Origin of the sequence: Acidovorax sp. ST3 (genome assembly GCF_003231145.1) — a bacterium.
Taxonomy (GTDB): domain Bacteria; phylum Pseudomonadota; class Gammaproteobacteria; order Burkholderiales; family Burkholderiaceae_C; genus Acidovorax.
In genome coordinates this window covers 630782-649633 of sequence record NZ_QKVP01000001.1, presented here as the reverse complement: position 1 = coordinate 649633, position 18852 = coordinate 630782, and the positions used below count along the sequence as shown (strand labels likewise).

16 protein-coding genes are annotated in these 18852 nt (G+C 64.9%); 8 read left to right on the top strand and 8 right to left on the bottom strand.

Annotation, left to right across the window (positions count from 1 at the left end; genetic code table 11):
• Window positions 1–5 precede the first annotated feature (5 nt).
• From DNK89_RS02900 to DNK89_RS02870, 7 genes are all read left to right on the top strand, one after another.
• Complete coding sequence (locus DNK89_RS02900) at window positions 6–770, top strand: hypothetical protein (protein ID WP_110959170.1); 765 nt, start codon at window positions 6–8, stop codon at window positions 768–770.
• Window positions 770–2026: a hypothetical protein gene (locus DNK89_RS02895; RefSeq protein WP_110958815.1), complete on the top strand. Its 1257-nt coding sequence runs from the start codon at window positions 770–772 to the stop codon at window positions 2024–2026. Before DNK89_RS02900 ends, DNK89_RS02895 begins: the two co-directional genes overlap by 1 nt.
• A gap of 221 nt (window positions 2027–2247) precedes the next feature.
• Window positions 2248–3474, top strand: a complete 1227-nt coding sequence (locus tag DNK89_RS02890; RefSeq protein ID WP_238990673.1) for a GGDEF domain-containing protein — start codon at window positions 2248–2250, stop codon at window positions 3472–3474.
• A gap of 132 nt (window positions 3475–3606) precedes the next feature.
• Window positions 3607–4260, top strand: a complete 654-nt coding sequence (locus DNK89_RS02885; RefSeq protein WP_238990672.1) for a DUF1569 domain-containing protein — start codon at window positions 3607–3609, stop codon at window positions 4258–4260.
• Between the two features lie 227 nt (window positions 4261–4487).
• On the top strand, window positions 4488–5558 hold the full coding sequence (locus DNK89_RS02880) for an HlyD family secretion protein (RefSeq protein ID WP_110958812.1): 1071 nt from the start codon (window positions 4488–4490) through the stop codon (window positions 5556–5558).
• A complete protein-coding gene (gene rbbA / locus DNK89_RS02875) occupies window positions 5522–8326 on the top strand; it encodes a ribosome-associated ATPase/putative transporter RbbA (RefSeq protein WP_110958811.1) in 2805 nt (934 codons plus the stop codon). The genes DNK89_RS02880 and rbbA overlap by 37 nt, the downstream gene beginning before the upstream one ends.
• Before the next feature lies 1 nt (window position 8327).
• A complete protein-coding gene (locus tag DNK89_RS02870; RefSeq protein ID WP_110958810.1) occupies window positions 8328–9461 on the top strand; it encodes an ABC transporter permease in 1134 nt (377 codons plus the stop codon).
• Between the two features lie 58 nt (window positions 9462–9519).
• Here the strand turns inward: DNK89_RS02870 and DNK89_RS02865 are convergent, their stop codons facing one another.
• Complete coding sequence (locus DNK89_RS02865; RefSeq protein WP_110958809.1) at window positions 9520–10794, bottom strand: amidohydrolase family protein; 1275 nt, start codon at window positions 10792–10794, stop codon at window positions 9520–9522.
• A gap of 71 nt (window positions 10795–10865) precedes the next feature.
• Between DNK89_RS02865 and DNK89_RS02860 the strand changes: the two genes are divergently transcribed.
• Entirely contained in the window at window positions 10866–11234 is a 369-nt protein-coding gene (locus DNK89_RS02860) for a VOC family protein (protein WP_110958808.1), read from the top strand.
• On the opposite strand, the gene DNK89_RS02855 is transcribed toward DNK89_RS02860, so the two are convergent.
• The 7 genes from DNK89_RS02855 to upp form a co-directional block, all read right to left on the bottom strand.
• Window positions 11213–12136, bottom strand: coding sequence for an ABC transporter permease (locus DNK89_RS02855; protein WP_110958807.1), 924 nt, complete (start codon window positions 12134–12136; stop codon window positions 11213–11215). The two genes, DNK89_RS02860 and DNK89_RS02855, sit on opposite strands and share 22 nt — an antisense overlap.
• Before the next feature lie 114 nt (window positions 12137–12250).
• Window positions 12251–13312, bottom strand: a complete 1062-nt coding sequence (locus DNK89_RS02850) for an ABC transporter permease (RefSeq protein ID WP_110958806.1) — start codon at window positions 13310–13312, stop codon at window positions 12251–12253.
• Window positions 13313–13323: 11 nt separating this feature from the next.
• On the bottom strand, window positions 13324–14184 hold the full coding sequence (locus DNK89_RS02845; RefSeq protein WP_110958805.1) for a DUF2971 domain-containing protein: 861 nt from the start codon (window positions 14182–14184) through the stop codon (window positions 13324–13326).
• Window positions 14185–14193: 9 nt separating this feature from the next.
• On the bottom strand, window positions 14194–15753 hold the full coding sequence (locus DNK89_RS02840) for an ABC transporter ATP-binding protein (protein ID WP_110958804.1): 1560 nt from the start codon (window positions 15751–15753) through the stop codon (window positions 14194–14196).
• Window positions 15754–16665, bottom strand: coding sequence for a 5'-methylthioadenosine/S-adenosylhomocysteine nucleosidase (locus DNK89_RS02835; protein WP_110958803.1), 912 nt, complete (start codon window positions 16663–16665; stop codon window positions 15754–15756). It lies immediately after the preceding gene.
• A gap of 174 nt (window positions 16666–16839) precedes the next feature.
• Entirely contained in the window at window positions 16840–17850 is a 1011-nt protein-coding gene (locus DNK89_RS02830) for a BMP family protein (protein ID WP_110958802.1), read from the bottom strand.
• 300 nt (window positions 17851–18150) lie between these two features.
• On the bottom strand, window positions 18151–18780 hold the full coding sequence (gene upp / locus DNK89_RS02825) for a uracil phosphoribosyltransferase (protein ID WP_056062295.1): 630 nt from the start codon (window positions 18778–18780) through the stop codon (window positions 18151–18153).
• Window positions 18781–18852 lie beyond the last annotated feature (72 nt).

Here is an 18852-nt window from a genome sequence, read left to right as displayed (position 1 = left end):
CGACCATGAGCAGCAGCAACCAACACCTGGCCCTGATCACCAAAACCACCAGCCTCATCGCAGCCGGTGACATCGTGGGCGCCGAATCCGCGCTGGCCGAGCTGGCAGATGCCGAGGGTGACAACGCCCTGATGGTGGTGCTGGACCAGCTCGCGCCCAAGGACATCCTGGCCGTGATGCGTGAGTACGACGACTCCAAGGCGTCCGTGGTCAACATGCTGGTCACGCCCGAGCAGTTTGCCCGCGCCATGGTGCTGGAAAAGCAGTACAAAGACCTCACCCACACCCACCTGCGCAACATGGTCAACGCCGTGGTCTTCCGCGACGATGCCGACCCGGTGGAATTCCTCACCGCCATTGGCGACCTGGAAGGCGGCGCCGAGGCCCTGGCCAACTACTTTGCGGAAAAGTGGAGCCGCATCGAAGCCTTTGCCCGCACCGGCACGTTTGACGCGACAGAAGACTACGGTGTCACGCTGAGCGACGACGAGCTACTGGCCTCGGGCTATGTGCAGCCGCGCGTGGACCTGGACGAGGTGGCCGACCGCGACTGGATGCAGATGGCCTGGCTGCTGCGCTACGAGTGCCGCGACCTGTTCATTGAAATGCTGCTGGTGCTGCGCGCCAAGGCCCGTGCGTTTGACCTGGGCCTGGAAGAGGGTGACGAGACTCCCGCCGAGGAAGACGACGGCAAGTTCGAGACCAGCGAGACAGACCGGGGCAAGGCCACACCCGCTGCCCGCGCCTCTGACGAAGAATCCGCGATTTGATGATGTCCCAAAGCTCGGCACTGCAACTGCACGACGCCCGTCCTTTCTTTGAAAAGGCGCTGGTCTACGGCGTGCAGCACGGCATCATTGATGCCGACCGGCTGGCGGCCATCCATACCGATGCGCCCAAGGGCATGGTGCAGATTGCGCGCTACTTTGGCAGTGAGTTCCTGCGGCCCGAGCTGGAAAAAGCGCGGGACCGTATGGTCAACCTGATCAGCCTGTACCTGCTGGAGACCACCGACGGTGACCTGGCCAAGGCAGCGGTCTCGTTGCGCGACAACTCCTTTTTGTCGCGCTCCAAGGGCGGGTCGGACATGCTCAAGCGGCTGATCGCCATGCCCGAGAGCAGCAACTTTGGCATGGCCGGTTATGCCGATGCCGAAACCCCGCTGCTGGCTGCCTGGTCGCTGCGCAGCCATGCCGAATACCGCGCGGAGCTGGCCCGCCGCAGCCAGATCGCCCAGGCCATCGCCGCCGCCGAATGGCTGGCCGCGCAATACGACCTGGACACCGACGAGCTGGAAACTGCTGGTGCCGATGCCGAGGCGGTGATCCGCACAGGGCTGCTGATGCAGGCGCTGAACCCCCAGGCCATGGCGGCGGGTGAGTGGCCCAGCGCCCCGGCGTTTGAAAAGCTGGTGACGGCACTGCGCAAAAAGAAGGCAACTGTGCCGACGGCGCTGCGCTTGCCCGCTGGTGTGCCCGCAGAGCTGCGCGATGTGCTACAGGCCCAATGCGCTGCTGTGCTGGCGGACTTGCCCAAGCTGCTGCAGTCCACTGCGCCCCTGCGCACCCTGTTGCGCCCCATGGGCGCCTTTCGGGCGCGGTACTTCCTGCTGGACGACCCGCTGGCCGAAGTGGACAGCTTTCACCGCAGCCTGGACGCTCTGGAGGAAGACGACGAGCCTCCGCAGCCCGCCAGCAAGACCTGGACGAAGGCGACCGCAGGCAACGAGGACGAGCACTCCCTGCTCACGCTGTTTCTGTGCCTGGCCGCCGGTGCGCCCAAGAAGACGCTGCTCACCGAGAAAACCGCCGCCAGCCTGGTGCGCAAGATCCGCAAGTCCGGCCTGCAGCCCGAGCTGGCGACCGACTTCATCCGCACCCATGCGGCGGCCGCCTTCCAGCAAGACTACCTGGCCCTGTGGTCCGGTTTTGTGCAAGACGCGCAGGCCACGCTGACCAGCGACCGTGACTACCAGATGCACGACGCACTGGCGCTCCTGCGGCGCGAATGCCACGTGGTGGGCTGACAGGCGCGCCCATAGGCCGAGCGAGGGGGCGGCCTGAGAGGCTCCAGGCACTAGCTCAAGCACTGCATGGATGCCCGCAAAAGAGTCGCGGGGCAGTCAAGGCTCTCGGTTACCATTGTTAACGTTGACAGTCATCGCATAGCCTTCAAGCCTTAGCAGCCGGGCGTTGGGCGATGGCGTCGCGTTGTGAGCCTCATTGCCATCGCCTGTCTGTACCCTCTGTGCACAGCCCCACCCTCCTTATCGTCGCGGCCATTCTTGCAGCGCTGGTCACTGGCGTTTTGTCCGCGGTGTGGCTCTTCAACAGACGCATTCCCGGGCTTCGCTTCTGGGCGCAGGCACTGTTTTGCGCCACCGTCTTCTGCATCAACCTGCTGCTGCGCGACCATGTGCCGCTGCCGTTGTCTGTAGTGCTGGCGCAGTCTTCCGTAGCGTTGGCTGCATACCTATGCCTGCTGGGCGCACGCGAGTACATGGGACGGGCGCCCTTGGGGCACGGTGTTGCCGCACTGGCCTTGGCGCTTCTGCTGGGTACTGCCTTGTTTTTTACCCTGGTGAAGCCGAATGTGCAGGTACGCATCGCGCTGACGGGGCTGGTGCCAGGGGTGTTGTTCATTGCGGCCGCGCACACGCTGGCCCGTGGCGGCTTTCACAAGGTGCCCGCACGGTACCTGTTTGCGGCCACGGTGGGCGTGCATGGAGCGTTCTTGCTGGTGCGGCCTTTGCTGTTCAAGCTGGCCGCGCCCGCCGATGGGGCGCAGCCCGAGACGGGCATGGTGGCTGCGCTGTCGCAGTTTGTGGTGCTGGAGTCCACCCTGGCGCTGGTGCTGGTGGCGTTTGGTGCGCTCATGCTCACCAATGAGTTCATCACCAACGAACTGCGCCACCTGGCCGAGGTGGACCCGCTGACCAATGTGTTCAACCGCCGCGCGTTTCTGACCCTGCTGGACAAAGCCATCAGCAACGCCCAGCGCACGCAGACGACGTTACCCGTGCTGGTGATGGACCTGGACCATTTCAAGAAGGTCAACGACAGCTGGGGCCACCGCGCGGGTGACGATGTGCTGCGCCATTTTGTGATGCTGGCCCAGCGCTGCCTGCGCAAGGAAGACGTGATGGGCCGACTGGGGGGCGAAGAGTTCGCCATCTTCTTGCCCAATGCGGGGGCAGGTGGCGCCGTGGCGGTGGCCGAGCGGCTGCGCGCCATGGTGGAGGCCCACCCGGTGGTGACCGAGCAGCGCAGCATCGCGCTCACGGTGAGTGTCGGCGTCACCGTGTGCGCGGGCAGCGAGTCCGCAGGCACGGCCCTGCAGCGTGCGGATGAGGCCATGTACCTGGCCAAGGAACGGGGGCGCAACCGCGTGGAGATGACCGTGGTCCCTGCTGCACCCCTGGCCCCGGCTACCACCACCAACCAGCCTGCCACGCGGACCACCCTGGCGGCATAGGAGCTGCCTTGCGCCGTGGCGGGCTGTGTCGGCTGCCCGACCCTGGCGGTGGCGGCATGGGTCACAAAGTCGATGTTGCCCGTCACAATCGCCTTTTTCACCCCGCCCCCGGTGATGCAAGCAGACAACCCCATGGCAGTCCCCACCCCTCCTGGCGCCCCCAGCGACGCCCACGCTGCAGCCCCCCAATCCGCTGGTACCCAGCCCGCGCCCTCTGCGTCGCCAGCGCTGTCCGGCCGCAGGGCGTTTCTGGCCACCGGGGCCGGGGCGGCGCTCGCAGCCGCTGGCGCTGCGGGCTATTTTCTGCACCAACCGGGCAACGACCGACGACTGGTCTTCGCCACCTTGCACGATGCCATGGGCGAGGCCGAGCGACTGAATGCTGCCTCTGTCCACGCGCTGGAACCCGCCACGGCCTGGACCTGGGCGCAGACGCTGGTGCATTGCGCGCAGAGCATTGAATACTCGTTGCAAGGCTTTCCGTCGCCCAAGTCGGCGCTGTTTCAGAACACCCTGGGGGCCGCCGCTTTCAAGGTGTTTACTCTGCGGGGCCGCATGAGTCACAACCTGGCCGAGCCCATTCCGGGAGCCCCGGCGCTCGATGCGCAGACCACGGACCCATCGGCCGCCATGGCGCGCCTGCGCCAGGCGGTGCAGGACTTTGCCCTCCACACCGGTGCACTGCAGCCCCACTTTGCCTATGGCGCCTTGACCCGGGCGCAGTACGAGCAGGCGCACGCCATGCACCTGGCCAACCATCTGTCGGCCTTTTACGGGCGCGGGTAGTTCCGGCGCTGAAGACTAAAGCTGCGCTCGTCTGAAGCTGCTGGACCAGCTCCGCAGCGCAGCCGTAAGACCCACGCAATTGCAGTCAAATTGATGCAAGTCAAGGGAGGCGGCCGACCGCGCGCAGCCCATGAGGGCCCTGCGCTTACGATACTTTTTGAGGTGAGGCGCCTTCGCTGATGTGACTGCCAATGCGCTCTGCCTCCGCACCAAAGAGGATCAGAGCCATGGGCAGCAAGTGGAAAATTTATGCGGCCGTCGCAGCGCTGTTGCTGCTGGGCACCGTATTGGTCGTGCTGTGGGCGCCCTGGCAGTCCAAGGGGCCAGGCCCGGGCTTTGTGAGCGGCAACGGTCGCATCGAGGCCACCGAGATCGCCGTGGCCACCAAGCTCGCGGGCCGGGTGCAGGACATCCTGGTGGCCGAGGGCGATTTCGTGAAGGCGGGGCAGCCCGTGGCCCGTATGCAGATCGACGGCTTGCAAGCCCAGCGCGAAGAGGCCGTGGCCCGGCTGCAGCAGGCGCAGCTGGCCATCAGCAGCGCGCAGGTACAGGTGGCCCAGCGCGAAAGCGACTACCAGGCTGCACTGGCGGTCGTGGCCCAGCGCGAGAGCGACCTCGACACCGCCCGCCGCCGCCTGCCACGCTCTGAGCAGCTGGCGCGCGAAGGTTTTTTCTCCAGCCAGTTGCTTGACGACGACCGCGCCAAGGTGCGCAGCCAGCAGGCCGCCGTGACGGCTGCCAAAGCCCAGGCCAAGGCTGCGCAGGCGGGCATAGGCGCGTCGCGCACGCAGGTGACCAGCGCCGAGGCCAACGTGCGCGCGCTGGAGGCCACGCTGGCCCGCATCGATGTGGAGCTGGCCGACAGCGAGCTCAAGGCCCCGCGCGACGGGCGGGTGCAGTTCCGCGTGGTGCAGCCCGGCGAGGTGGTGGGCGCAGGCGCGCGCGTGCTGCAGCTGGTGGACCTGACCGATGTGTACATGACCTTCTTTCTGCCGGAAACCGTGGCGGGCCGTGTGGCGCTGGGCAGCGATGTGCGCATCGTGCTCGATGCCGCGCCGGGCTTTGTGATCCCGGCCACCGTGTCGTTTGTGGCCAGCACCGCTCAGTTCACGCCCAAGACGGTGGAGACCGCCAGCGAGCGCCAGAAGCTCATGTTCCGCGTGCGGGCCCAGATCGACAAGGCACTGCTGCTGCGCCACCAGGAGCAGGTCAAGACCGGTCTGCCCGGCGTGGCCTGGCTGCGGGTGGACCCTGCGGTGGAATGGCCTGCCAACCTCGCCGTCAAGGCCGACCAGTGAGCCTGCCTGGCAGCGCGACTCCCGTGGCTCGCCTGCGTGGCGTGGGCCAGCGCTACGGGCGCACGGTGGCGCTCGATGGCATCGACCTGGAGGTGGCTGCCGGCCGCATGGTGGGCCTGATCGGGCCGGACGGCGTGGGCAAGTCCAGCCTGCTGGCGCTGGTGGCAGGCGCCCGCGCGGTGCAGCAGGGCACGGTGGAGGTGCTGGGCGGCGACATGGCCAAAAGCCGCCACCGCAGCCGCGTGTGCCCCCGCATCGCCTATATGCCGCAGGGCCTGGGTAAGAACCTGTACCCCACGCTGTCGGTGGAAGAGAACCTGCAGTTCTTTGGCCGCCTGTTCGGGCACGACGCGGCCGAGCGGCGCCGCCGTATTGATGAACTCACACGCAGTACCGGCCTGCACCCGTTTCTGGCGCGGCCTGCGGGCAAGCTTTCGGGCGGCATGAAGCAGAAGCTGGCGCTGTGCTGCGCGCTCATCCACGACCCCGACCTGCTCATCCTGGACGAGCCCACCACCGGCGTGGACCCGCTGGCACGCGCGCAGTTCTGGGATTTGATCGGCCGCATCCGCGCCGCGCGGCCCGACATGAGCGTGATCGTGGCCACGGCCTACATGGAGGAAGCCCAGCGCTTTGAATGGCTGGTGGCGATGGACGAGGGACGCATTATGGCCACCGGCACCCCGGTCGAGCTGATGGCCCGCACCGGGCACGATTCGCTGGAGCAGGCCTTTGTGGCCCTGCTGCCCGAGGCCAAGCGCCGGGGTCACCAGGCGGTGCAGATTCCGCCGCTGGACCGGTCGCAGGCAGACGCCGCCACCAACGTCGCCATCGAGGCGCGCGACCTGACCATGCGGTTTGGTGATTTTGTGGCGGTGGACCATGTGAGCTTTCGCATCCAACGCGGCGAGATCTTTGGCTTTCTGGGCAGCAATGGCTGCGGCAAGTCCACCACCATGAAGATGCTCACCGGCCTGCTGCCCGCCAGCGACGGGCAGGCCTGGCTGTTTGGCCAGCCGGTGGACCCCAAGGACATGGCCACACGGCGGCGCGTGGGCTACATGTCGCAGGTGTTTTCGCTGTACAGCGAGCTGTCGGTGGAGCAGAACCTGGTACTGCATGCCCGCCTGTTCCACGTGCCCGAGGCCGAGGTGCCCGCGCGCGTCACGGCGATGCTGGAGCGCTTTGACCTGCAGGCCGTGCGCAGTTCCTTGCCCATGAAGCTGCCGCTGGGCATGCGCCAGCGCCTGTCGCTGGCCGTGGCCATGGTGCACCAGCCCGAGCTGCTGATTCTGGACGAGCCCACCTCGGGCGTGGACCCGATGGCGCGCGACAACTTCTGGCGCCTGATGGTGGAGCTGGCGCGGCGCGACAAGGTCACCATCTTCATCTCCACTCATTTCATGAACGAGGCCGAGCGCTGCGACCGCATCTCGCTGATGCACGCAGGGCGCGTGCTGGAGAGCGCAGCGCCGCAGGACATCGTGGCCAAACGCGGTGCCGCCACGCTGGAAGAAGCCTTCATCGGCTACCTGGAAGATGCTGCGGGCACGGCCCAGGCTCCTGTGTCCGCGGCGGCTTCGGGCACGACTGCGCTATCGCCGGTGTCCGTGCCCAACACTCCCACCTGGCCCACCCGCCTGCGCCAAAGCCTGGCCCGCATCCACAGCACCCAGTGGCGCGAGGCACTGGAGCTGCGCCGCGACCCGGTGCGTGGTGCCATGGCGCTGCTGGGCTCGCTGATCCTGATGTTCGTGATGGGCTACGGCATCAGCATGGACGTGGAGAACCTGCGCTTTACCGTGCTGGACCGGGACCAGACCGCGCTGAGTCGCACCTACACGCTGAACCTGGCGGGCTCGCGCTACTTCACCGAGCAGCCGCCCATCACCACCTACGCTGAGCTGGATGCGCGCATGCGCTCCGCCGAGATATCGCTGGCGCTGGAGATCCCGCCCGGCTTTGCGCGCGACGTGGCACGCGGCCAGCCGGTGCAGATCGGTGCCTGGGTGGACGGGGCCATGCCCCAGCGCGCCGAAACCGTCATCGGCTACGCCCAGGGCCTGCACCAGCAGTGGCTGGTGGAGCAAAGCCGCAGCCGCACGGGCGTGGTGCCCCGGGGCCTGCTGGAGGTGGAGCCGCGCTACCGCTACAACCCCGACGTGCGCAGCCTGCCGTCCATGGTGCCCGCCGTGATCCCGCTGCTGTTGCTCATGCTGCCCGCCATGCTCACGGCCCTGGCCGTGGTGCGCGAGAAGGAGCTGGGCTCCATCATCAACCTGTATGTGACGCCCACCACGCGCACCGAATTCATGCTGGGCAAGCAGCTGCCCTATGTGCTGCTGGCGCTGTTCAACTTTGGCCTCATGTGCCTGGCGGCCGTGACGGTGTTTGGCGTGCCGATGACGGGAAGTTTTGCCACGTTGACATTGGCCGCCGTGGTATTCAGCCTGTGCTCCACGGGCATGGGCCTCCTGGCCTCCACCGTCACGCGCAGCCAGATTGCGGCGATGTTCTTTGCCATGGTGGGCACGATTATTCCGGCCGTGCAGTTTGCGGGGCTCATCAACCCCGTGTCGTCCATGACGGGCTTTGCGCGCTGGTTCGGAGAGGCCTATCCGGCCAGCCACATGTTCACCATCAGCCGGGGCGTGTTCAACAAGGCGCTGGGCCTGCAGGATTTGCAGGCCGAGTTCTGGCCCATGCTGGTGGCCGTGCCGGTCATCGTCGGCGCTGCGATCTTGCTGCTACGCAAGCAGGAGACCTGACATGGCGCTGCGAGGCCGTTGGTCGAACATTTTCAGGTTAGGCATCAAGGAGCTGTGGAGCCTGTGGCGCGACCCGGCCATGCTGTTCCTCATCGTCTACACCACCACGCTGGCGGTGTACTCGGCGGGCATGGCACAGCCCGAGACGCTCTACCACGTGCCGATTGCCATCGTGGATGAGGACGACTCGGCCTTGTCCCAGCGCATCGCCACCGCGTTCTACGCACCCCAGTTCACGCGCCCCGCCATGATCAGCATGCGCGAGGTGGACCCGGGCCTGGACGCTGGCCGCTTCACGCTGGTGCTGCACATCCCCGCCCATTTTCAGCGCGATGTGCTGGCAGGCCGGGTGCCGCAGGTTCAGCTCAACATCGACGCCACGCGCATGGGGCAGGCGTTTGCGGCCAATGGGGCGGTGCAGCAGATTGTGCAGCTGGAGGTGGCGGAGTTCGTGCAGCGCGACCGCACCGTGGCCGAGCAACCCATCGAGCTGACGGTGCGCTCGCGCTTCAACCCGGCGCTCAACCCTGCGTGGTTTGGGTCGCTGATGGAGTTGATCAACATTGTGACCATGCTCTCCATCATCCTCACCGGCGCCGCGCTGATCCGCGAACGCGAGCATGGCACAGTGGAGCACCTGCTGGTCATGCCTGTCACACCGGGCGAGATCATGCTGGCCAAGGTCTGGGCCATGGCGCTGGTGGTGCTGGTTGCTACCTGGGTGTCGCTCACGGCGGTGATCCGCTGGGCGATTGGCGTGCCCATCGAGGGCTCGGTGCCGCTGCTTCTGCTGGGCGCCACGCTGCACCTGTTTGCCACCACGTCCATGGGCATCTTCATGGCCACGGTGGCGCGCAGCATGCCGCAGTTCGGGCTGCTGATGGTGCTGGTCATGATGCCGCTGGAGATGCTGTCGGGCGGCATGACGCCCCGCGAGAGCATGCCCTTGTGGGTGCAGTACGTGATGGCGCTGGCGCCCACCACGCACTTCACCGAACTGGCCCAGGCCATCCTCTACCGGGGCGCGGGCTGGGCGGTGGTGTGGCCGTCGCTGGTGTGGCTGCTGGGCATTGGGGCGGTGCTGTTCAGCCTGGCGCTGGCGCGGTTTCGCAAGACGATTGCGCGCATGGCGTAGATGCTTGGGATACTATTGAATTTGTAGCATGTTGCGCTTGTTGGATAAGCGTCAGGCGCTAATTGGACGTGAAATCCACGCTGCAGGGCCGCCCCGGCAGGTGCAGTTGCGCCACGGGTGCCGGGCTGCTGGCGAGCCGCTGGCCCCGCCGCCATACGCCCAGGCGGGTGGCCCGCAACGCAATCGCCTCGACAGGGGTGCGTGCGTGCAGCAGCACGAAGTCTGCATGGCAGCCGGGCGCAATGCCATAGCCCTCCAGGCCCAGCAGGCGTGCCGGGTTCACCGTCACCGCATCAAAACACTGCCGCATCGCAGCCTGGCTGGTCATCTGCCCCACGTGCAGGCCCATGTGCGCGGCCTCCAGCATGTCGGCGCTGCCGCCGCTGTACCAGGGGTCGAGCACGCAGTCGTGGCCGAAAGCGACGGTGAGACCCGCAGCCATCAGCTCGGGCACGCGGGTCATGCCCCGGCGCTTGGGGTAGGTGTCGTGGCGGCCCTGCAAGGTGATGTTGATGAGCGGGTTGGCCACCACGCCCAGATCGGCCTCGGCCATCAGGGGGATGAGCTTGCTCGCGTAGTAGTTGTCCATGCTGTGCATGGAGGTGAGGTGCGAGCCCGTCACACGGCCGTGCAGGCCCAGGCGCTGGGTTTCAAAAGCCAGGGTTTCGACATGGCGCGAGTGCGGGTCGTCAGATTCGTCGCAGTGCATGTCCACGCGCTTGTCGAGTTCGGCGGCCAGCTCGCAGAGGATCTTCACGCTCTCGGCCCCCTGGGCCATGGTGCGCTCGAAGTGCGGAATGCCGCCCACCACGTCCACGCCCATATCCAGAGCCCGTTTCAGGTTGTCGAGCCCGCCCGGCGCGCGCAGCACGCCGTCTTGCGGGAAGGCCACGAGCTGCAAATCCAGGTAGGGCGCCACGCGCTGTTTCACATCCAGCAGGGCCTGCACGGGCAGCAGGCTGGGGTGGCTCGTGTCCACGTGGCTGCGAATGGCCAGCAGTCCGCGCGCCACGGCCATGTCGCAATAGCGCAGGGCGCGCTCTACGATGGCCTCGTGCGTCAGCGTCGGCTTGAGCTCGCCCCACAGCGCAATGCCTTCGAGCAGCGTGCCACTCTCGTTCACGCGCGGCTGGCCGTAGCTCAGGGTCGAATCCATGTGGAAATGCGCGTCCACAAACGGCGGGCTGACCAGCAGGCCGCCTGCATCCACCGTCTCATGTGCGGGGGCTTGCAGGCCTTCGGTCACTTCGGTGATGCGACCGCCTTGCACGGCAATCGACATGTTCTGGCGGCCGTCGGGCAGGGTGGCGTGGGTGATGAGCAGATCGAGCATGGTGGGAGAGTTTAGAGATTCGTCTGGGCGTGCAGGCACACTGCGGGGTCTCAAGAACAAAGGGTCATCCGATGAACGAACATGAAAAGCTGAACTACGTCGAATTTGCCGCGCGCGACTTGCCCGCCACGAAGTCGTTCTTTGAAAAGGCCTTTGCATGGGCCTTTGTGGACTACGGCCCGGAGTACACGGCCTTCACGGGCCAGGGGCTGGACGGTGGATTCTTTCAGGCCAGCCTGTGCACTACCCCAGCTACTGGCGGCGCCTTGCTGGTGTTCTACAGCGCAGACCTCGAAGCCACGTTGGCAAAGGTTGAGCAGGCGGGTGGCCATGTGGTCAAGCCGGTGTTCGAATTTCCGGGAGGGCGGCGCTTTCATTTCACCGAGCCCAGCGGCAACGAGTTTGCGGTGTGGTCCGATCAACGCTCCCCCTTGCGGTAAGGCTTCATCAACGCCTGCGGATAAGCCGCCTTGCGCGCCACCAATACCAGCGCCAGGATGGACAGCAGGTAGGGCAGCATCAAATACACCTGGTACGGCAGCCACGCATCACCCGCCTGCTGCAGGCGCAGTTGCAGCGCGTCAAAAAAGGCAAACAGCAACGCACCCAGCAGCGCCTTGCCGGGCCGCCACGATGCAAACACCACCAGGGCCACGCAGATCCAGCCCCGACCATTGATCATGTTGAAGAAAAAGGCGTTGAACGCCGACAGCGTGAGGAACGACCCCGCCACGCCCATCAGCGCCGACCCCGCAACGATGGAGCCCGTGCGCGTGGCCGCCACCGAGATGCCCTGGCCCTCGGCCGCCTGCGGGTTCTCGCCCACCATGCGCACGGCCAGGCCCAGCGGGGTGCGCAGCAGCACCCAGGCCAGCAGCGGTACCAGCAGCAGCGCCAGCAGCGTGAGTGGGGTCTGTGCCGACAGGATAGGAATGCCCAGCCACTCCATCGGAGCAAAGGGCTCAATGGTGGGCGGCGTGTTCACTTTGGGAAAGCTCACCCTATAGCCGTAGTAGCTGAGCGCCGTAGCCAGCAGCGTGATGCCCAGGCCGGACACATGCTGCGACCGCGCCAGCCCCACGGTGAGCCACGCGTGCAGCAGCCCAAACACCGCACCGGTGAGCGCTGCCACCAGCACCCCGGTCCACAGCCCATGGCCCGCATACACCGTAAGCCAGCCGGTGAAGGCCCCGGCAACCATGATTCCTTCAATGCCCAGGTTCAGCACGCCTGCACGCTCGCACAGCAGTACCCCAAGGGTGCCCAGGATGAGCGGGGTGGCGACCCGCAGGGTGGCAATCCAGAACGCAGGGTTGGCGAGGATGTCGAGCAGTTCGGTCATGCGGCTGCTCCGTGGAGTTTTGCTTCTATTTTAATAGCTGCTAGCGCTTTATTCACTAGCGCTACAGGCCGATTTGGCTTGAAATTGTGGTGTGCACGGCGTGTCATGGCTGCCTCACTTCCACCGCACGCGGTATTGCGTCAGCAGCCCGGCCACCAGCACCGCAATCAGCGAGGTCGCCACGATCACATCGGCAATGTAGGTCGGCACGCCCACCGCACGGCTCATGCTGTCGGCCCCCACCAGCACGCCCGCCACAAAGGTACCCGCAGCAATCACGCCCAGCGGGTGCAGCCCGGCCAACATGGCGATCACGATGCCGCTGTAGCCGTAGCCGGGCGACATGTCGAGCGTCACATAGCTGGTGCGGCCCGCCACCTCGATAGCGCCTGCCAAGCCTGCGAGACCACCCGAGAGCAGGGCCACCAGCACCACAGTGCGGGTGATGGGCACGCCCGTAAAGGCGGCAGCGCGTGCATTGGCCCCGGCAGCCCGAATGTCAAACCCCGGTACCGTGCGCGCCAGCAGCGCCCACAGCATCACCGCCAGCGACACGGCCCACAGCAGGCCCGTGTGCAGCCGCGTCTGCGGCACCAGCTTGGAGAGTTCCAGATCGCCCTGCAGCGCCACGCTTTGCGGCCAGCCCATGGAGAGCGGGTCTTTCATCGGGCCATCCAGCAGGGCAGAGACCAGCAGCAGCATGATGAAGTTGAGCAGCAGCGTGGTGACCACCTCGTCCACCCCCAGCCGCGCCTTCATCAGCGCCGGGCCCAGCAGCAGCGCGGCGCCCGCCAGCGCTGCCGCCAGCATCATCAGCGGGAAGAGCACAGACGGCGACCATTCCAGCCCCGTGCCCCCATGCATGCCGCCCACGGCCACGGCGGCCAGCGCCCCCGCGTAGAGCTGCCCCTCGGCCCCGATGTTGAACAGTCGCGCCCGGAAGGCCACGGCCGCCGCCAGCCCGGTCAGGATCAGCGGCGTGGCGCGTGTGAGGGTTTCGGTCAGTGCGAACACCGAGCCGAATGCGCCTTGCAGCAGTAGCGCGTAGGTCTGCCCCACGGGCGCGCCGGCCCAGAGCACCAGCAGGGCGCTGACGATCAATGTGAACACCACGGCACCTACCGGCGCCAGCACGTAGGCGGCGGGGGAGGTGTGGTTGCGTTTTTCGAGTCTCATCGGTTCTTGTGTCAGAGATCTGGCAAATCGTCGACGCTGATATTTATAAAGCGCAATCTGAAGTCGATGGGGTCAGGGATAGAGAGCTTGATGACTACATGGCTCAAATCTTTGTCGGCTTTAATTGTTTTCTTTATATATGCCAGATTGGATTTTGATGCTCGCGCCCCTATTATTATTTTTCGTAAGATATTTTTTGGAAGTTTGAATAGATGGTAGGGGTTGCCGAAATCATCCCGGCGTACATTTGGGTTCGAATCGATGATTAATATTTTGTCTGCATCTTTGAGTGGCCGATCTATGCGCCACTCTTGTTCGTAGCTCCAATGTGTACTTTTGGTGGTGGCGATTTCATGGTGGGTTCCATAAAAATATTCCCACCAATCCCCAGGTTGATTTAGTACGCGCATTTCGCGATACTGGACCCTATCAAGATTAACTCTCCATGCATTATCCGGATCATCAGCTAATTCAAAGAAGTACGAAGCATCCAATTCGGTGACATACCCTTGGTGATCTGATGCATAGTGGGCCCACATTAACAAATTGTCGTGGGTTTCAGAAAGGCAAAGAGTGCCTTGGTGCTCACGCATCTCTTCTAGGGTATATTCCTTGCGTTGGTTGAATAAAAGGTTATTTATGCTCTTTTGTATCAGTGCTTGGGATTTTGAGTGATCGTCGTTTAATGGGGCTCTTAGTGCAATTAACTCTTCTTTTGTCAGTTCGTCAAGCCTCTCCGGTTCTGATGGACCGTTTTCAAATGGATCGTTAAACGATGAGTGAGGTGTAAAACGAAAGGCAGGATTTTCAAGAAATCTGTAATTACTTTGTGAGAAGTACTTATAAAAAACTCTTGGTCTATTTGTAGTCATAAAAATATCTCAAACCACCGGTGATCCAGCCATTTCAAGCCCTATTGCTTCTCGCGTCCACTCTTCAGGGGGACGCGCTTTGCTTAAATGCCCGTCATGCATCACCGCAACGCGATCTCCCAGCGCCAGCACTTCGTCCAGGTCGTCAGAAATCAGCAGCACAGCTGCCCCGGCATCGCGTGCGTTGATGAGCTGCTGCTGCACAAACGTCACTGCACCAATGTCCAGCCCCCAGGTGGGCTGGTGGGCCACGATGAGCTGGGGCGCAGGGGCCGAGTTACCCGCTGCGTCCTGTGGCGGCATCAGCGCCCGGCCCAGGATGAGCTTTTGCATGTTGCCGCCCGACAGCGACCGCGCGGGTGCATCAGCCCCGCCGCCACGCACGTCAAAGGTCTCGGCCACGCGCTGCGCATGTTGGCGGGCCGCCCTGCGCTTGACCCAGAAGGCGCGGAACCACGGGTGCGCGAACCAGGGGCCGCGCAGACGCTCTGACACCGCGTTCTCCCACACCGGTAAATCACCTACCACGCCCACGGCGTGGCGGTCTTCGGGGATGCGGGCCACGCCCTGGCTGACCAGCCATGCGGGGCGAGCTTGCAGCGGTGCGCCGCGCAGCGTGACCTGGCCGGTGGTGGCTGCGCGCACGCCACACAACACATCGGCCAGTGCCACCTGGCCGTTGCCGCTGACGCCTGCAATCGCCACGATCTCGCCAGCGCGCAGGATCAGGGACACATCATTCAGCCGGTCGCGCCCTGTGGGAGCAGTGCTGACGTTGGTGAGGGTACAGATGGGCTCGCCCACCTTCTTGGCGGGGCGGCGCTGGGCCGCCTCAATCGCATGGCCCACCATCCATTGCGCCAGCTGCCCCTGCGTGGTGCCCTGTGCGGGCGCCTCGGCCACCAGTTGGCCCTGGCGCAGCACGGCCACGCGGTGCGATACGCGCAGCACCTCGCCCAGTTTGTGGCTGATGAAGATGATGGACAGGCCCTGCGCCACCATCTGCGCCAGGGTGTCGAACAACGCCTCGCTCTCCTGCGGGGTGAGCACGGCGGTGGGTTCGTCCAGGATGAGGATGCGGGCGCCCCGGTAGAGGGCTTTCAGGATTTCGACGCGCTGGCGCTCGCCTACCGAGAGGCTGCCGACCTTCGCATCGGGGCTTACGGGTAGGCCAAACTGCTGTGATACGGCCAGCAGCTTGGCGCGCGCCTCGCTGCGGCGCAAGAAGGGCTGCCACAGCGGCTCGCTGCCCAGCAGCACGTTGTCCAGCACCGTGAGGTTGTCGGCCAGCGTGAAGTGCTGGTGCACCATGCCAATGCCCGCCGACAGCGCCGCGCGCGGCTGGCCGGGCGCCAGGGGCTGGCCAAAGACTTCTATGCTGCCTTCATCCGCCACGTAGTGCCCGAACAAGATGGACATCAGCGTGGACTTGCCCGCTCCGTTTTCGCCCAGCAGGGCCAGCACTTCGCCGCGTGCCAAGGTCAGGCTGATGGCGTCGTTGGCGACGAGCTTGCCGAAGCGCTTGGTGATGCCCGACAGACGCAGGACAGGGTCGGTGGGGGAGTCCATCTATTTCCAGGCCGCCAGAAACGCCCGCAACACCTTGGCCGAGTTGGCGGCTGCCAGGCCCATGAAGGTGCCCATTTCGTTCTCGCCCTCGCCACCTCCCGCCAGATCGCTCAGCGACCGGAAGGCGATGTAGGGAACGCCGTTGCTGTGCGCCACCATGGCGGTGGCGGCGGTTTCCATGTCGAGCACGTTGGCCTCGAAAGTCTTGAAGGCGTATTCGCGGAAGGCCTTGTTGTCCACAAACGCCTGGCCCGACACGCCGTTGCCGCCCACCACCAGTTGCGGGCGCTGCTTCAGGCAGGTGGCGGCCAGGCAGTGCTCCAGGCCCACGTTCTGCAAGCTGCGGGCGGTGGCCAGCATCTTGGGGTCGGCTTCAAACCAGAACTTTTTGGAGAGCTTGGGCTGGGCGGCCGAGCGCACTTCGACGGGGCGCGGGTGCATCATGCCGAAGGCGGGCATCGTCAGCTCGCTTTTCATCCAGGCGGGGGCGCTGTATTGGCCGGGTTGGTCTTCGCGCGCCATCAGCCATTCCATGTACTGGCCCCATTGCGCGGGCACCGTGACATCGCCAATGTGCAGGCTGGGGTTGACGCCGCCCGCAATGCCGCTGAAGACCACATGGCTCACGGTGAAGCGGTCTAGCACCAGCTGCGTGTTCATGGCCGCGTTGGTCATGCTGATGCCCGACAGGAACACCACCACGGGCTTGCCTTCGAGCGTGCCGGTGGTGAACTCCACGCCGTTGATGCTGTACTTGGCGGGCTGTTGCACCTGGGGCAGCAGTACGGTCAGCTCGGGCGCAAAGGCAGAGATGACGGCGATGCGCGGGGTGTCGTCCATCCGTACTGCCGTCTTGCTGGGAGCTGTAACGGCGCAGCCTGCGACCATGGCGGCCAGAGTCACAGCGCCCATAAGACGTGAACAGCGGGTAGCCAGCGAGGCTTTTGCGGCGGAGAGTGAGGACATGAGGGCCTTGTCAGCGGTTCATTGCGGGGGTGTCTACAGACAGGCCACCGCGTGGTGAAAGTGGCCTGTTCACGCAATAGAGAAAGGGCAAGCGGGCAGGGCGCCCGCCGCCCGCCGTGCTTACTTGGCCGTCGATTTGGGCTGGCTGTCGTCCACCTTCACGGTGAACTTGCCGGCCAGGATGTCGGCCTCCTTGGCCTTGACCTTGGCGACGATGTCGGCAGGCACCTTCTTCTCGAACGTGCCCAGGGGCGCGAGTTCAGAGCCCTTGTGCTTCATCATCGAATACGGGCCGTAGTCCTCGGCGGTGAACTTGCCTTCCTTGACCAGCTTGAGTGCGCGGTCGATGCTGGGCTCCATGTGCCACAGGGCCGATGCGACCACGGTGTCAGGGTACTGCTCTTGCGTGTTGATCACGTTGCCGATGGCGAGCTTGCCTTTTTCTTTGGCGGCATCGCTCACGCCAAAGCGCTCGGCGTAGAGCACGTCGGCGCCCTTGTCGATCATGGCGAAGGTGGCTTCCTTGGCCTTGGGTGGGTCGAACCAGCTGTTGATGAAGGTGATGGTGAACTCGACCTTGGGGTTGGTCTCCTTGGCGCCGGCCATGAAGGCGTGCATCAGGCGGTTGACCTCGGGGATGGGGAAACCGCCGACCATGCCGATCTTGTTCGTCTTGGTCATGCCGCCGGCCACCATGCCGCTGAGGTAGGCGGGCTCCTGGATGTAGTTGTCGAACACGCTGAAGTTGGGCGCCTGCGGCTTGCCGGAGGAGCCGAGCAGGAAGGAGGTCTTGGGGAAGTCCTTGGCCACCTTGCGGGCGGCGGCTTCTACCGCAAAGGCTTCGCCCACGATGAGCTGGTTGCCGCCGGTGGCGTACTCGCGCATCACGCGCTCGTAGTCGGCATTGCTGACGTTTTCGCTGGCCTTGTATTCGATCTCGCCGCGTGCTTCGGCAGCCTTGAGGGCCTTGTGGATGCGGCTGACCCATTGCTGTTCAAAAGGCACCGTGTAGATCGCCGCGACCTTGAGCTTGGACTGCGCGAAGGCCAAAGAGGGCGCCATCGCCATGGCGGCCGAGAGGGCCATGGAGGTGCAGAGCAGGCGTCCGGTGAAGATGCGGCGAGTGGTCATGGTGGGGTTCCTTCAGACAAGCAAACAAGGAGGTTGGGTGTGCTGCTACCAAGCAAGGAGCGCGCCAGTCGGTGGCGATGTAACTGCAAACCAGCGGCAAGTCTGCCAGAGGAAAGCCACCAGTTGGTAAAAAAATGGTGTGTGCGTGCAGCGCTTCCGGAAATCAGGCTGGGGTACCCCACCAGGGTAGGGCTCGCAATGGGCTGTTACGCAACGCAGTGAACCCCGAGGACGAAAAAAAAGCCACCGCTGGGCGACAAGCCCTGCGGTGGCTGGTGCATGGGCGCTATCGTTGTGCGCTTATTTGGTGCCAAAAATCCGGTCGCCCGCGTCGCCCAGGCCCGGCAGGATGTAGCCGTGGTCGTTCAGCTCGCGGTCGATGGCGGCGGTGAAGATCGGCACGTCGGGATGGGCCTTTTGCAGCGTGGCCACACCTTCGGGGGCCGCCAGCAGGCAGACGAACTTGATGGAGCGGGGGTTGAGCTTTTTGAGGCGGTCCACGCAGGCTGCGGCCGAGTTGCCGGTGGCCAGCATCGGGTCCACCACGATGATGTCGCGCTCGTCCATCTCGGACGGCATCTTGAAGTAGTACTCCACGGGCTGCAGCGTGGCCGGGTCGCGGTACAGGCCGATGTGGCCCACACGGGCGCCGGGCACCACGTTGAGCATGCCGTCCAGAAAGCCGTTGCCCGCCCGCAGGATGGAGACCAGCACCAGCTTCTTGCCGTCGATCATCTTGCCGGTCATGGTCTCCAGCGGGGTTTCGATCTGCACATCCTGCAGCGGCATGTCGCGGGTCACTTCGTACGCCATCAGCGTGGACAGCTCGCCCAGCAGGCGGCGAAAGCTGTTGGTGCTGGCGTCTTTCTTGCGCATCAGCGTGAGCTTGTGCTGGACGAGGGGGTGGGTGATGACGGTGACGTTGCTCATGGGGAACCTGAAAGGAGAAGGGCAGAGGCCTTTGCGCTGATGCACCGGCGCGCTCTGCCGCGCGATGATTGA